We start from the raw sequence: 15,288 nt of genomic DNA on the forward strand, positions 1-15,288 counted from the left end.
CAGCAAAATAAGATATAAGCTAAGAAATTAAACTATTTTACCAAACGGTAGCGTCAAGTGCCGTTATTGATCTCCAGAATATTATAGATACGCGCTTTATATACATCTAACTTTTGCGGAGTCAACATATTACGCTTATCATCTAACACGACGCCGCCGCAATCATCGGCAATCTGCTGGGCAGATTGTAACATCAGCTTGAAGTTCTGATGGGCATCACCATAGGATGGTACTATCATGAACATAGATATGCCAGGAGTCGTAAATGTGGTCATGTTCTCCGTATTAAACCAACCAGGTTTGATCATATTTGCTAAACTAAATAGTACTGGTCCGCCGCCAGTAGGACTCAAATGACGGTGAAATATCTTCATATCACCAAATTGGAATCCAGCCTGTAAAAGGCTTTGCCATAAGTCTTCCCCGCCTATTACAGTGCCATTATAGGCAGCTATATTTAGCACAAGCACTGTTTCCCTTTCCCTATGAGGTGCCTGTGTAGTCTGAGTCTGCTGTGCGGAACACGAAGCATGGCTTTCCTGTTGAGTCTCATACGCTAACAAAGGTTCATCCGGCGGTATTAGTACGTCATAGTTAAATGAATCGTACTTAGTGTACGTGCACTCAAATGGTACGTCATTATCAAAATCTGGTTTATCTATATTTGTCTTATCAGATAGCTGCGTTTCACTATCACTACCATCCTGATATTTTTTTTTAGTTACTGAAGGATCGTGGAAAACTGCAGACTGCTCTTTACGACTAGTCCAAAAACCATGTAACAGCAGTACAATGATGGCCATTCCACCCATAATAATTAATATTAGACGCAAATTTTGTATCATTACTATCTCAGCTATTTGAGTTCATTTGATATTACCTACCAAACTGGCAAAACATTTATTCTTTTAAACTGTATTTCTCCGTGCCGACAAGTACAAGTCTTATAGTACAAAGTATTTCTAAGTTGATGGTAAAATACCAACATAGCAAATTCTATTTTGAAAACTTATTTCTTAATAACATATCGATAGATGATTATTTTACTTTTACCGATATACTGAAAGAGTATACTTATACTTAAATTATTCCTCTAATCTGTACTATAGGACTGGCCATGAGCAAAATTTACGAAGACAATTCGCTGACAATCGGCCATACCCCGCTTGTCCGTTTAAACCGTATTGGCAATGGCCGTATTCTAGCAAAAGTGGAATATCGTAATCCAAGTGGCAGCATTAAGTGCCGCATTGGTGCTAATATGATCTGGGATGCAGAGAAACGTGGCGTGCTAAAACCAGGTATAGAACTAGTAGAACCTACTAGCGGTAATACAGGTATTGCATTAGCCTATGTAGCGGCTGCACGTAGATATAAGCTAACTCTTACTATGCCAGAAACCATGAGTATTGAGCGGCGCAAACTACTGAAAGCCCTAGGAGCGAACTTAGTGCTGACTAATGGACAAAAAGGGATGAAGGGCGCTATTGCTAAAGCAGAAGAGATTGTTCTCACTAATCCAAAACGTTACCTTATGCTACAGCAGTTTAGTAATCCTGCTAACCCTGAGATTCATGAGCATACCACCGGCCCTGAAATATGGGAGGACACTGATGGAGAAGTGGATATTTTTATTGCTGGTGTTGGCACAGGCGGTACTCTAACTGGTGTCGGCCGTTATCTTAAGCGCCGCACCCAGAACCATAATGTGATCACAGTTGCGGTAGAACCTAGCGATTCGCCGGTGATCAGCCAGGCACTAGCTGGAGAAGTTATTACACCGGGACCACATAAAATTCAGGGTATTGGTGCCGGTTTCATTCCAGAAAACTTAGATCTAAGTATTATTGATCGTGTTGAAAAAATTACTAATGAAAAAGCAATCCATACCGCACGACGTTTAATGGAAGAGGAAGGCATCCTAGCTGGTATTTCTTCTGGTGCTGCGGTAGCTGCCGCGCTGAAATTACAAGAAGAAAAAACTTTATTTAATAAAAATATAGTTGTTATCTTGCCTTCTTCCGGTGAACGTTACCTCAGTACAGCTCTATTCGCAGATCTTTTCACAGCAACAGAATTACAATGAAATTTACCATAGCTTAATGAAAAGCACCCTACTGGGTGCTTTTTTGTAGTTAATATGCATGAAGCAATTATTATCTGCATATTGTAGTTTGTTATAAATGATATTTGAAATTATTTATCATAGCGTAGCGACTGTAGGACTAGTTCTTAATTATAATATAAGCTAAAGTAAACCTTTTAGGTTAAACTTTAGCACCATGAGACTGATATAATCTAATGAGTTGGGGAAACAAAATGTACCAACAAACAGTGATAATTACCGCTCCCAACGGTTTACATACTAGGCCAGCAACCCAGTTTGTCAAAAAAGCTAAAGGTTTTAATTCTGAAATTACCATCACCTCTAATGGTAAAAGCGTTAGTGCTAAAAGCTTGTTTAAACTGCAAACCCTCGGTCTTACGCATGGTACTATGATCACTATTGCCGCGAAAGGTGAAGACGAAAAGACAGCAGTAGAACATTTAGTCAAACTAATGGCAGAGCTTGTGTAATACATATAAAGGCACGTTATTTTTAGTTAACATATGTCACGAATAAGGTAGGGTTATGATTTCAGGCATATTAGCATCACCGGGCATTGCCTTTGGTAAAGCGCTACTCTTAAAAGAAGATAATATTGTCATCAACCGGAAAAACATTACTACCCCCCAGGTTGAACAAGAAGTCGAACGTTTTATCGCTGGACGCACCAAAGCGTCCGCACAGTTGGAAGCCATTAAAAAGAAAGCAGGTGCAACTTTCGGTAAAGAAAAAGAAGCTATATTAGAAGGACAAATTGCATTATTAGAAGACGAAGAATTTGAGCAGGACATCATAGTTCTGATTAAAGAAGATCTCGTAAGCGCCGATGCTGCTGTTTACTCTGTCATTGAGACTCAGGCTCAAGCACTAGAAAAACTTGACGACGAATATCTTAAAGAACGTGTCACTGATGTGCGTGACGTTGGTAAACGCCTGCTACGCAATATTCTTAGCATGCCTATCATTGATTTGAGTGCCATTAACGAAGAAGTAGTGCTAGTAGCTGTCGATCTGACACCATCCGAGACCGCGCAGCTGAATCTGGATAAAGTGCTAGGTTTTGTTACTAATCTAGGTGGTCAGACATCGCATACCTCTATTATGGCTCGCTCACTAGAATTGCCGGCAATAGTAGGTACCAGCAATGTGACAACAATAGTGAATAATGGTGACTACCTGATTATCGATGCAATTAACAACCATCTTTATATTAACCCAGCGCCGGTAATAGTAGAAAAACTAAAAAAGCTGCAAAGTCAGTATGTTGCTGAAAAAAACGAGCTAGCTAAGATTAAAGAACTACCAGCAATTACTATCGACGGGCACCAAGTAGAACTTTGCGCTAACATTGGTACTATACGTGAAATAGCCAGTGCGGAGCGTAATGGTGCAGAAGGTATCGGTCTTTATCGTACTGAATTTTTATTTATGAACCGCGATTCCCTGCCAAGCGAAGAAGAGCAATTTCAGGTCTATAAAAATATAGTAAAGTCGATGCCTACCGGTTGGGTTATAGCACGAACTCTAGATATAGGTGGTGACAAAGACCTCCCTTATATGCATCTACCGAAAGAAGACAACCCATTCCTAGGCTGGCGAGCGATCCGTATTGGCCTCGATCGTAAGGAAATATTACATACTCAGCTGCGCGCTATTCTTCGAGCGTCGGCATTTGGAAAACTACGTATCATGTATCCGATGATTATTTCAGTGGAAGAAGTACGTATCCTGAAGCTTGAATTAGATGTGCTAAAGGAGCAATTGCATAAAGAGCATCATAAGTTTGACAAAGATATTAAAGTTGGCGTTATGGTAGAAACACCGGCTGCAGCCGTGATAGCTAGTCATCTATCCAAGGAAGTAGACTTCTTTAGTATTGGAACAAACGATTTGACACAGTATACTCTTGCAGTCGATCGGGGTAATAAGTTAATTTCTCATCTTTATAATCCTATGTCTCCGGCTGTATTAATGTTAATTAAGCAAGTTATCGACGCATCTCATGCCGAAGGAAAATGGACTGGTATGTGTGGCGAGCTAGCAGGAGATGAACGTGCTACATTATTGTTATTAGGTATGGGACTAGATGAATTCAGTATGAGTGCAATTTCTCTCCCGCGTATAAAAAAAATTATTCGTAACACAACTTTTATTAATGCAAAATTATTAGCAGAAGAAGCACTAGCTCAACCAACCGCCGAAGATGTAATTAATCTAGTCAATAAGTTTATCAATAAGTTTATTAACTAAAAAGAGATGGGAAATAGTTACTCCTAAGTCAGGGTAAGAGATCTTCTGACGGAAGAAGAAACATTGAAGTGATTTTCAACGATAATATTATCAGTAATCCTGACGTTAGGTAACATTAAGTAAGTATGTGTATTAGCTCAGAGCAATCTACTTCAACTTGGGATAATGATTTGGTCGAAACATACCTTTGCTAGCTTACCTGTTGTTATTCCATGATACGTATAACACATTAACCGCCTGCGAGGTCCAATATGTCTTGTCCAGTTCTAGAACTCACGCAGCAGTTAATGATGTCTCCATCACTTAGCAATCAGGAGACCGGAGGCCAAGCTATCATAATTGCACGTCTACAGGCACTTGGCTTTACCATCGAACCTATGGTTTTCGATAACACCATAAATTTTTGGTCCTGGCGCGGTAATGGTCGTACGTTGGCCTTCTCCGGGCACACAGAAGTAGTGCCTAGTTATGGTGAGCAAAGCTGGGATAAGGAGAATCCACAGTTTAAACCAGCGCTACGTGATGGTATGCTATATGGCCGTGGCGCGGTAGATATGAAAGGCTCACTAGCAGCTATGGTCGTAGCCGCCGAGCGCTTTGTCAAACAACATCCGCACCATGAGGGCCGTCTAGCATTTCTGATAACTTCTGATGAAGAAGCGAGCGCACACAATGGAATAGGAACGGTTAAGGTAGTTGATACTCTGAGAGCTCGTAATGAACGGCTAGATTATTGTTTAGTAGGTGAACCTTCTAGCAAACGTCAGGTAGGAGATGTTATCAAAAACGGACGATGTGGATCGCTCATCGCTAATATTGTGGTTAAGGGCGTGCAGGATAATATTAGTTATCAGCATCTCGCGGATAACCCGGTACACCGAGCTATAAAACTATTACAAACTCTGGTATCCACAGAATGGGATCAAGGTAATGCTTTCTTCCCACCTACTACAATGCAGATTGCGAACATTCATGCTGGTACTAGTAGTATCCATGCTATACCAAGTGAACTAATAGTACAGTTGCATTTTCTGTTTAGCACCGAATTAACTGATGAAATCATCCGGAAGCGGGTGGATGCTATATTGCAACAATACGGCCTATATTACCACATTGACTGGTGGCTTTCCGGCAACCCATTTCTCACTACTCATGGAGAACTTTTAGAAGCGGTAGTTCGAGCAGTACAGCAATATCAAGAGATAACCCCTAGGTTAGAAACTACTGGAGGAACCTCCTACGGTCCCTTTATCGCACGCATGGGCGCGCAGATAGTTGAGCTCGGCCCGGTGAGCACAACTATCCATAAGGAGTGCGTTAGCGCTGCTGATTTACAGCTGTTGAGCCGTATGTACCAACGTATTATGGAGCTGCTAATTTTATAAAGTCTATTCGATGGTAATTGATTATATTGTATATAATCAAAACTTAGTAATTAGTTAAAAGAAACGCCGATACGTCTAGCTACTTCCTCGTATGCTTCAATAACACCGCCTAAGCTTTGACGAAAAAGATCTTTATCCATTTTCTTTAATGTTTTCTTATCCCATAATCGGCTAACGTCTGGAGAAAACTCATCACCTAAAACAACTTCGTCATTAAACAACCCAAACTCTAACTTAAAGTCTACCAAAATAAGTCCAGCATCATCAAAAAAATTTTTTAGAATATGATTAGTCTGATAAGTTAACTCTTTCATCTTAGCAAAATGCACCTCGCTAACCCAACCGAAGGTTCTGCAGTATGAAGCGTTGATGATTGGATCATTCATGGAGTCGTTTTTTAAAAATAAATCGTACAATGGAGGATCGAGAATCTGACCCTCTTTTATGCCTAAACGTTTTACGATTGAACCAGCAGCTCGGTTACGTACAACAAACTCTACAGGAATCATCTTTAGCTTCTTAACCAAAGTTTCATGATGAGATAGTACTCGCTCTATCTGTGTTGGAATACCGGATCTCAATAATTTTTGCATAATAATATAATTAAACTGATTATTTATCATACCTTTGCGATCAAATTGCTTGAGATACTTACCATCTAGCATTGAGATATCATTGCGGAATTCTAGTATCACAAAATGTGGGTCATCGGTAGTATAGACAGTTTTTGCTTTGCCGCGATAAAACTCCGCTAACTTTTTCATCTTTGCATTGATTCCTATTGACTTAACTATTGATCCTATTCTCTAGTTAATCCGCTGTATTAAAATAGTATTTTAGGGGGTAATATATCTAACTTACCGTTTTTGTTACTCATAATTGATGGGAACATATCATATAGCAGCAGAGTATGCCAGCTACTGTTTTGGTATACGCTCCTAATAAATCCTCTACTGATCATCGGTAAAATAAATATATATTCCTTTCTCGCAAATAATAGCTCATGCAGTTAAAATGATTTAGTTCCCATTTTTAAGCCATAAATTATTTTGGTAAATAGCGTACTATGATTGACAAAACCGTCTTCAGCTATAAAGAGGCAGGTGTAGATATCGATGCCGGTAATGCATTAGTCAACTATATTCAAGGTGTCGTTAAACAAACTGAACGTCCGGAAGTAATGAGTAAGTTGGGTGGATTCGGTGCTTTATGCGCGTTACCGCAGAAGTACCATGAGCCTATTCTGGTATCTTGCATTGACGGTGTTGGTACGAAACTCCGTCTGGCTATTGATTTAAAGCGATACCACACTATCGGGATCGATTTAGTAGCAATGTGCGTAAATGATTTAGTAGTACAAGGCGCTGAGCCTTTATTCTTTCTAGACTATTATGCTACTGGAAAACTTAATATAGAAACGGCTATGGTGGTGATACATAGTATCGCCGAAGGTTGCAGACAATCTGGTTGTGCACTCGTAGGTGGCGAAACTGCAGAAATGCCGGGTATATATCACGGTGAAGACTACGATATCGCGGGCTTCTGCGTCGGAGTCGTGGAAAAAGATAACATAATCGACGGCAGCATGGTACAAGCTGGCGATTCACTTCTAGCGTTGGCATCTAGCGGACTACACTCTAATGGCTATTCACTAGTGCGAAAAATTATAGCATGTCACCAGATTGACGCTAACTCTACTAAGGTAGAAGGAAAATTACTGGTAGATTATCTACTAACTCCTACGCGTATTTATGTTAAAACGCTGCTATCATTGATCCAGCAAATTCAGGTAAATGCTATCGTACATCTTACTGGTGGTGGATTCTGGGAAAATATCCCGCGCGTTCTACCAGTGAATACTCGGGCGATAATTAATGAAAATAGCTGGGAATGGCCAGCTGTATTCCATTGGATACAGCAAACTGGTAATATCAGCCATAATGAAATGTACCATATTTTCAACTGCGGAGTTGGTATGATTATCATAGTTCCTTCTACTAACCAAAAACAGGCGCTAAAAATTCTATCTAGCTTCGGAGAAAAAGCCTGGGTACTCGGTGAAATTAAGCAAGCTAAAGCTAAAAGTGAAAAGAAAGTTATGATTATCTGATGAAACGGCTTGTAGTTTTAATATCAGGTGAAGGAAGTAATCTCCAGGCGCTAATTGAAGCCTGTCAGCAGAGAAAGCTACCAGCGCAAATTTCGGCGGTAGTTAGTAACAAAGCTAGTGCCTACGGTCTAGTGCGCGCGGCAGTTATGAATATTCATGTCCATACCCTAGAAATTGAAAACTTTACTGAAAGTGAAGCTTTCGATCACGCTCTGATAGATATTATTGATCAATATCAACCTGATGCAGTGGTATTAGCAGGATATATGCGTCTTTTATCGGTGGCATTTGTCACCCACTACGCAGATCGTTTGTTAAATATCCATCCCTCGCTCTTACCACGTTATCCAGGTCTACATACTCACCGTCAGGCACTCACAAATGGTGACATAGTGCACGGAACTTCGGTACATTTCGTAACCGATAAGCTAGATAGTGGGCCCGTTATCTTGCAGGCACGAGTGCCTATTTTACCCAACGACGACGAAATCACATTAGCACTACGGGTAAAAAATCAGGAACATGTAATTTATCCTATTGTTATTGGCTGGTTACTATCAGGCAGATTAGTACTGCGCGCTGGTGCCGCCTGGCTAGATAACGTTCAACTGCCACCTAGCGGTTACGCTCTCAACTATCCGATAGTTACCTACAGTGATTTTTAGTAACCCATTACACTAAATTTACTTGTTATCTAAATCACAAACTATTACTGCGCACTAAACCTACACTTGATTACGTCCTCCAGAACGCCAGAGGAATCTCCCTACTTACAGCAACTCAACCATACGGTATTACAGTAATGTTGACCCTTTTAGCTAAGCATATAGGGATTGCATTGCCGATAGATCATATCAATTAGATGATTCATGTCGTTAAAGTTAAACAATAGCGTAAATTTTCCTACTATGGTAGACCAAAAGAGATAAATGGAGTCAAAAGAATAATGAGTAATAAAAAGCGCTATATAGAAAAAGAATTAAGCTGGTTATCTTTTAATGAACGTATTTTACAGGAAGTCGCCGATCAGAGCAATTCATTAATAGAACGTATGCGGTTTCTTGGTATTTACTCTAGTAATCTTGATGAATTTTACCAAGTTAGATTCGCTAATCTAAAACGCAGTATTTTGAGAACAGAAGCAAAAGGTACATACGCAATCTCACGCTCTCTTATCAAAGAAATTCAGGATAAAGTTCTTCACGCAGAGCATCAATTTGACTATTTGTACAAAGAATTATTGTTAGAGATGGCGCGCCATCAAATTTTTTTGATCAACGAAAAGCAGCTATCGCTTAGTCAACAGAATTGGTTACGTAATTATTTTCAAAAAAACTTACTACAGCATATCAAACCTATCATTATCCAGCACAACACCAACCTTGTACAAATATTAAAAGAGAATTCAGCTTATTTGGTTGTTGAAATTATTCAAGGCATAACAGTTCGCTATGCACTGCTAGAAATTCCTTCGGACAAGATAACGCGATTTATTCAATTACCAGACCAATCATCGAAATTGCATCTAAAAATGATACTCTTAGACAATATCCTGCGCTATTGCCTAGACGATATTTTCGTAGTATTGTTTGATTATGATGCACTCAATGCTTACTCAATGAAAATTACTCGTGATGCTCAATGTGAGTTTTTGAAGAAAAAGAAAACTGAATGTAGCCTACTAGAATTAATGTCATCTAGACTAAAACAAAGATTGACGGCAGAGCCAGTATGCTTAGTTTATCAAAGAGATATGCCTAATACTATGGTGGAAATGCTAAAAAATAAACTAGGTATGTCTTCTTGTGACTCTTTGATTCCGGGCGGACGCTATCATAATTTTAAAGATTTTATTACTTTTCCCTATGTAGGTTATGCAGGTAAAGCAAGTTTAGTTAATAACGAGCAGCCACGCTTACGTAATGTACGGTTCGATCAGGGCCGCAACGCATTCGATGCTATCCGCGCACAGGATGTACTATTATACTTTCCTTATCATACTTTTAGCCATGTGCTGGAGCTTCTACGTCAAGCTTCTTTTGATCTAAACGTTTTATTAATAAAAATCAGCATCTATCGGGTGGCTCAAAACTCGCATATTATGGATACTATCATCCATGCAGCTCATAATGGTAAAAAAGTTACAGTCGTGGTAGAACTGCAGGCGCGTTTTGATGAAGAGGCAAATATTAACTGGGCTAAGCGGCTGACTCAAGCTGGCGTACACGTAGTTTTTTCAGTTCCTGGGCTTAAGATACACGCTAAGCTGTTTCTTATCTCCCGCCGTGAAGGCTCCGATGTTATATACTATGCATATATTGGTACTGGTAACTTTAATGAGGAAACTGCTAGGCTATATACTGACTATTCTCTACTGACCTCTGATGCACGAATTACCAAAGATGTACGGCGGGTTTTCAATTTTATTGAAAATCCTTATAGACCGGTAAATTTCGATTATCTTATAGTATCACCGCAAAACGCGCGGCAAAAACTTTATCAGACTATTGATAAAGAGATGGCTAATGCCCAAGCAGGCAGAATCGCAGGTATTACGCTTAAGGTGAATAACCTAGTCGATAAAGGCTTGATAGATCGCCTATATGCAGCATCCAGCAGTGGCGTATGCATCCGTATTTTGGTGCGTGGAATGTGTTCTCTAATACCGGAGATGCCTGATATTAGCGAAAATATTAAAGTAACCAGTATTGTTGACCGTTATTTGGAGCACGATAGGGTCTATGTATTTGAAAATGGTGGTGATCAAACAGTTTTTTTATCTTCAGCAGACTGGATGCCCCGTAATATCGACTACCGTATTGAAGTAGCTGTACCGCTATTAGACCGACGTATTAAAAAGCAGGTATTAGATATTTTAGCATTGTTATTTAGCGATACAGTCAAAGCTCGGTATCTTGATGCTGGGCTCAGTAACCGCTATGTGCCGCACGGCAACCAATGTAAGATTCGTGCGCAAATTGCTGTCTACGATTATATTCAACAACTGGAAAAAACAGGATTGCAAACCTGACGTCTACCTATAAAGCAGGATTGCAAACCTAATGTCTACCTATAATAATAATTATTATTTCATGAGTGTGTACGCTTGATTTAACACGTTATCGATGGTGAAACCAAAGAATTTAAATAGTTCTTCCGCCGGTGCTGACTTACCAAAAGTATTCATACCAACAATAACACCGTCTACCCCTACGTACTTATACCAATAATCGGCAATACCTGCTTCAATCGCAATACGTGCAGTGACTACCTTCGGTAATACTAATTCACGATAGACTTTATCTTGTTGATCAAAAACGTCGGTAGAAGGCATAGATACTACACGAACTTGCCGGCCTTCATGGTTTAATTGCTGGTAAGTAGCAACGGCTAGCTCTACTTCCGAACCAGTGGCGATGATAATAAGTTCTGGTTGTCCAATGCAATCTTTTAAAATATAACCTCCGCGGGCAATATTAGCTAGCTGCTGCGTACTACGCTCCTGCTGCGCTAAATTTTGACGAGATAGAATAAGTGCTGTTGGACCATTATTACGCTCTATGGCTTTTTGCCAAGCGACGGCTGTTTCTACTTGGTCACAGGGACGCCAGTTGCTCATGTTAGGTGTTATGCGTAAGGTGGCTAGTTGTTCTACCGGCTGATGAGTTGGACCGTCTTCACCTAGCCCAATAGAGTCATGAGTATAAACCATGATATGCCGTGTTTTCATCATTGCCGCCATCCGTACGGCATTACGTGCATATTCGGCAAACATCAGGAAAGTAGCGGTATAGGGTAGGAAACTACCATGATGGGCAATACCATTTCCAATAGCCGTCATACCAAACTCACGTACACCGTAATGAATATAATTACCTGCAGGATCTTCTGTGATAGAGGTTGATCTCGACAAAAAAGTTAGGTTACTTGGACTTAAGTCAGCTGAACCACCAATTAGTTCTGGCAACATCGTACTGAAGACTTCTAATATATTTTGCGATGCTTTACGGCTGGCTATATTTTTTGGTTTAGCCTGCAATTGTTCTATGATTTTTTTGCTTTCTACCTGCCAGTTCGCTGGAAGACTACGATTTATCCTTCGGGTGAACTCTTGGGCTAGTTCAGGATAAACTTTATGGTAGGAAGCAAATTTTTTGTTCCAGGCTATTTCTTTTTTTTGTCCTGCTTTTTTTGCATCCCAACCATAATAGATGTTGTGTGGAATAACGAAAGGTTGTTCGTGCCAATCAAGAGCTTTTCTGGTTGCCTCTATTTCTTGATCTCCCAATGGGGCGCCGTGCGCACTATGGTTACCGGCTTGGTTCGGTGCCCCAAAAGCTATAATAGTTTTACACAGCAACAGCGATGGCTTATTAACTACGGCTCTAGCGCTTTCTATGCCAGCTTTGATTGAATTGCTATCGTGTCCATCGACATTACGTACTATGTGCCAACCGTAGGCTTCAAATCTAGCTGCTGTATCATCGCGAAACCAGCCTGTTACATTACCGTCGATAGAAATACCATTATCGTCGTAAAAAGCAATGAGTTTTCCCAGCTTCATGATGCCAGCTAAAGAACCGGCTTCGTGGGAAATGCCTTCCATTATGCAGCCGTCGCCTAAAAAGACATAAGTGTAATGATCAACAATTTGATGTTGCGGACGGTTAAACTGTGCTGCTAAAGTACGTTCACCAATGGCTAATCCTACTGCGTTGGCAAAACCTTGCCCAAGTGGTCCAGTAGTAATTTCTACCCCATCAGTGTAACCATATTCTGGGTGTCCCGGTGTTTTTGAGTGTAGCTGACGGAAGTGTTTGAGTTCTTCCATCGGCAAATTGTAGCCTGTTAGATGAAGTAAGCTATATAAGAGCATAGAACCGTGGCCATTAGAAAGAATGAAACGGTCGCGATCTACCCAGTTTGGGTTAATAGGACTGTGATTCATATAGTCACGCCATAAGACTTCAGCAATATCAGCCATGCCCATAGGGGCGCCGGGATGGCCCGAGTTCGCTTTCTGCACTGCGTCCATGCTTAAAACACGGATTGCGTTGGCGAACGCTTTTCTTGATGTCATTGAATGCTCACTCCAATATTACAATTTTTCCGCTAGAATATTTTCTAGATGTTGCTGATCACGCGCGAATTGACGGATACCATCAGCTAATTGATCAACGGCCATGGCGTCCTGGTTGTGTTCCCAGCGAAATTCTGATTCAGAAAGTAGTGTTGGATGATGAAATACTTTAGTAGAGGGAGAAAGTTGACGCTCTACATACTGATAGCGATTACGCAGTTCTTCTAGCATTGCTGGCGAAATAGTTAGACGGTCACAACCTGCAAGGGCTAATATTTGCTCCACTTTACGAAAGCTAGCGCCCATAATGACAGTTTGATAGCCGTGCTGCTTATAATAGTTATAAATGGTACGCACTGATTTAATACCGGGATCATCATGAACCGAATACGGTTCCAGCAGTTGACGCTGGTGATACCAATCATAGATACGGCCGACAAAAGGTGAGATAAGATAAACACCTGCCTCGGCACAAGCGCGAGCTTGTGCGAATGAGAAGATCAAAGTAAGATTACAATTAATACCTTCTTTTTCTAGCTGTTCTGCTGCTTTAATACCTTCCCAAGTCGAAGCAATTTTTATCAGCACACGCGATTTATCGATACCTTCCTCTTGATACAAACGGACTATTTTGTGGGCCTTAGCTATGCACATGTCGCAATTAAATGAGAGACGTGCATCTACTTCAGTAGAGATACGCCCTGGTATAATTTTAAGAATTTCTACACCTATATTTACTGCAAGCTTATCACTTGCATTTATGATCTGAGAATTGCGATTTCCCCCTTGCTTACGTGCATAAGCAAGTATATATTCAAGCATTATCTGGTAAGAGCTTAATCTAGCTGCTTTCAGAATAAGAGAAGGATTAGTCGTAGCATCCTGCGGTGTATAATTTAAGATTGACTCGATGTCTCCACTATCAGCGACTATGGTGGTAAACTTTTTTAGGCCTTCTAACTGATTCATTTTTTTACTCCATGAGTATTATGATATCGTATTAAGATATCAAGTCAAATATGTTTGGGTATCTTTTTTCAATACTAGGTTAAAACTTCACTACGTATCGTGAGATATCATAACTTAATCAGTTCCGTTAATAACGACTCTCCTCAATACTGAATAACAGTATTATTCTGCTGATTCTAGTGTACAACAAGGTACCTTCCGAATAAGGCTTATAGCTTTTCACACTTCTAAAGCACGAATCGATATATAAAATCATTACATATTATCCATCAGTTATAAATAAACTAGAGAGTAATTCGTAGTTGTATTCAACATGAAAAACATCACATAGCAAATTTTATAGTTGCTTAGGTAAATAGGTAGCAATGGCATTTTTCCTAAATAAGGTAAGAAACAGAAAGCAAATTTATGAATCTAAATTATTCCTAATTTCCCTCCTGCGGCAGTTAGATCTAGTGGAGGCTTAGTTGAGAAGATGGCAGTAAGTTATGGAACAGTACAGTAGTGATAAGCAAAATCAATTAATTGTGGGTAGGTAGCGGTAATGCTATCTCTAACTACTCAACGCGTATTGCCCGGCTTTAGAATGAGTCTTGGCAGCAGTTTGTTGTTTATAGGTATAATCTTAATACCACCGCTCACCGCTCTTTTAATACAATTGGCACATATGAGCTGGTCACAATACTGGGCTGTTATAACTAGCCCAGAGCTTATCGCTGCCTATAAAGTAACCATACTATCGGCCTGTGTAGCTTCGCTGTTCAATGCTATTTTTGGTATGTTGATGGCTTGGATATTGACCCGCTACCGGTTTCCAGGCCGAATGTTACTAGACAGTTTGATAGATCTACCATTCGCCTTACCTACCGCTGTAGCGGGCCTAACGCTAGCAACACTCTTTTCCACTAATGGCTGGTATGGTAGCTGGCTAGCGCAGTTTGGAATACAGGTTTCGTATACTTGGCTGGGTATTACGGTAGCAATGGCATTTACGAGTATCCCGTTTGTTGTGCGTACAGTGCAACCAGTACTAGAAGAATTGGGATCTGAGTTTGAGGAAGCGGCCGAAACGTTGGGAGCAAGACGATGGCAGACATTTTTCTACGTTATGTTACCAGAGCTTACGCCGGCGTTGCTAGCTGGCACCGCGCTCTCTTTTACCCGTAGCCTAGGTGAGTTTGGTGCCGTTATTTTTATTGCCGGCAATATCGCTTGGAAGACTGAAGTTACATCACTGATGATTTTTATTCGCCTACAGGAGTTTGATTACCCAGCGGCCAGCGCTATAGCTTCTGTGATCCTAGCCGTTTCATTGCTACTGTTATTGGCGATTCATGTGTTGCAATCACGTTTTGGCCGACGCTTGGGAGAATAATTGAGGATAATA

At 40.4% G+C, this 15,288-nt stretch carries 12 protein-coding genes; 8 read left to right on the forward strand and 4 right to left on the reverse strand.

The window, feature by feature from the left end:
* Nucleotides 1–53: 53 nt before the first annotated feature.
* Nucleotides 54–845: a cell division protein ZipA gene (gene zipA / locus IM45_RS00385; RefSeq protein WP_038497835.1), complete on the reverse strand. Its 792-nt coding sequence runs from the start codon at nucleotides 843–845 to the stop codon at nucleotides 54–56.
* A gap of 272 nt (nucleotides 846–1,117) precedes the next feature.
* Here zipA and cysK point away from each other — a divergent pair, with 272 nt between their 5' ends.
* The 4 genes from cysK (at nucleotide 1,118) to dapE (ending at nucleotide 5,742) form a co-directional block, all read left to right on the forward strand.
* On the forward strand, nucleotides 1,118–2,086 hold the full coding sequence (gene cysK / locus IM45_RS00390; protein ID WP_038497838.1) for a cysteine synthase A: 969 nt from the start codon (nucleotides 1,118–1,120) through the stop codon (nucleotides 2,084–2,086).
* Between the two features lie 233 nt (nucleotides 2,087–2,319).
* Nucleotides 2,320–2,577: a phosphocarrier protein Hpr gene (gene ptsH / locus IM45_RS00395; protein ID WP_038497841.1), complete on the forward strand. Its 258-nt coding sequence runs from the start codon at nucleotides 2,320–2,322 to the stop codon at nucleotides 2,575–2,577.
* Nucleotides 2,578–2,632: 55 nt separating this feature from the next.
* Entirely contained in the window at nucleotides 2,633–4,357 is a 1,725-nt protein-coding gene (gene ptsI / locus IM45_RS00400) for a phosphoenolpyruvate-protein phosphotransferase PtsI (RefSeq protein WP_038497845.1), read from the forward strand.
* A 251-nt stretch (nucleotides 4,358–4,608) separates the two neighbouring features.
* Entirely contained in the window at nucleotides 4,609–5,742 is a 1,134-nt protein-coding gene (gene dapE, locus IM45_RS00405) for a succinyl-diaminopimelate desuccinylase (RefSeq protein ID WP_038497849.1), read from the forward strand.
* 50 nt (nucleotides 5,743–5,792) lie between these two features.
* Here dapE and purC read toward each other — a convergent pair whose 3' ends face one another.
* A complete protein-coding gene (purC, locus tag IM45_RS00410) occupies nucleotides 5,793–6,506 on the reverse strand; it encodes a phosphoribosylaminoimidazolesuccinocarboxamide synthase (protein WP_038497852.1) in 714 nt (237 codons plus the stop codon).
* A 302-nt stretch (nucleotides 6,507–6,808) separates the two neighbouring features.
* On the opposite strand from purC, the gene purM reads away from it, so the two are divergent.
* The 3 genes from purM to ppk1 all read left to right on the forward strand — a co-directional run bounded on the left by purM (nucleotide 6,809) and on the right by ppk1 (nucleotide 10,883).
* Nucleotides 6,809–7,852: a phosphoribosylformylglycinamidine cyclo-ligase gene (gene purM, locus IM45_RS00415; protein WP_038497855.1), complete on the forward strand. Its 1,044-nt coding sequence runs from the start codon at nucleotides 6,809–6,811 to the stop codon at nucleotides 7,850–7,852.
* A complete protein-coding gene (gene purN / locus IM45_RS00420) occupies nucleotides 7,852–8,517 on the forward strand; it encodes a phosphoribosylglycinamide formyltransferase (protein WP_038497858.1) in 666 nt (221 codons plus the stop codon). Before purM ends, purN begins: the two co-directional genes overlap by 1 nt.
* 281 nt (nucleotides 8,518–8,798) lie before the next feature.
* The gene (gene ppk1 / locus IM45_RS00425) at nucleotides 8,799–10,883 is read left to right on the forward strand and encodes a polyphosphate kinase 1 (RefSeq protein ID WP_038497861.1); all 2,085 of its coding nucleotides are present in this window, start codon (nucleotides 8,799–8,801) and stop codon (nucleotides 10,881–10,883) included.
* Nucleotides 10,884–10,937: 54 nt separating this feature from the next.
* On the opposite strand, the gene tkt is transcribed toward ppk1, so the two are convergent.
* Entirely contained in the window at nucleotides 10,938–12,932 is a 1,995-nt protein-coding gene (gene tkt, locus IM45_RS00430) for a transketolase (protein ID WP_038497864.1), read from the reverse strand.
* An 18-nt stretch (nucleotides 12,933–12,950) separates the two neighbouring features.
* Nucleotides 12,951–13,901, reverse strand: a complete 951-nt coding sequence (gene tal, locus IM45_RS00435) for a transaldolase (RefSeq protein WP_038497867.1) — start codon at nucleotides 13,899–13,901, stop codon at nucleotides 12,951–12,953.
* Between the two features lie 544 nt (nucleotides 13,902–14,445).
* On the opposite strand from tal, the gene cysT reads away from it, so the two are divergent.
* The gene (gene cysT, locus IM45_RS00440; protein WP_038497870.1) at nucleotides 14,446–15,276 is read left to right on the forward strand and encodes a sulfate/thiosulfate ABC transporter permease CysT; all 831 of its coding nucleotides are present in this window, start codon (nucleotides 14,446–14,448) and stop codon (nucleotides 15,274–15,276) included.
* Nucleotides 15,277–15,288: the final 12 nt, after the last annotated feature.

This window comes from Candidatus Palibaumannia cicadellinicola (assembly GCF_000754265.1).
In the GTDB taxonomy this organism is placed as follows: domain Bacteria; phylum Pseudomonadota; class Gammaproteobacteria; order Enterobacterales; family Enterobacteriaceae; genus Baumannia; species Baumannia cicadellinicola_B.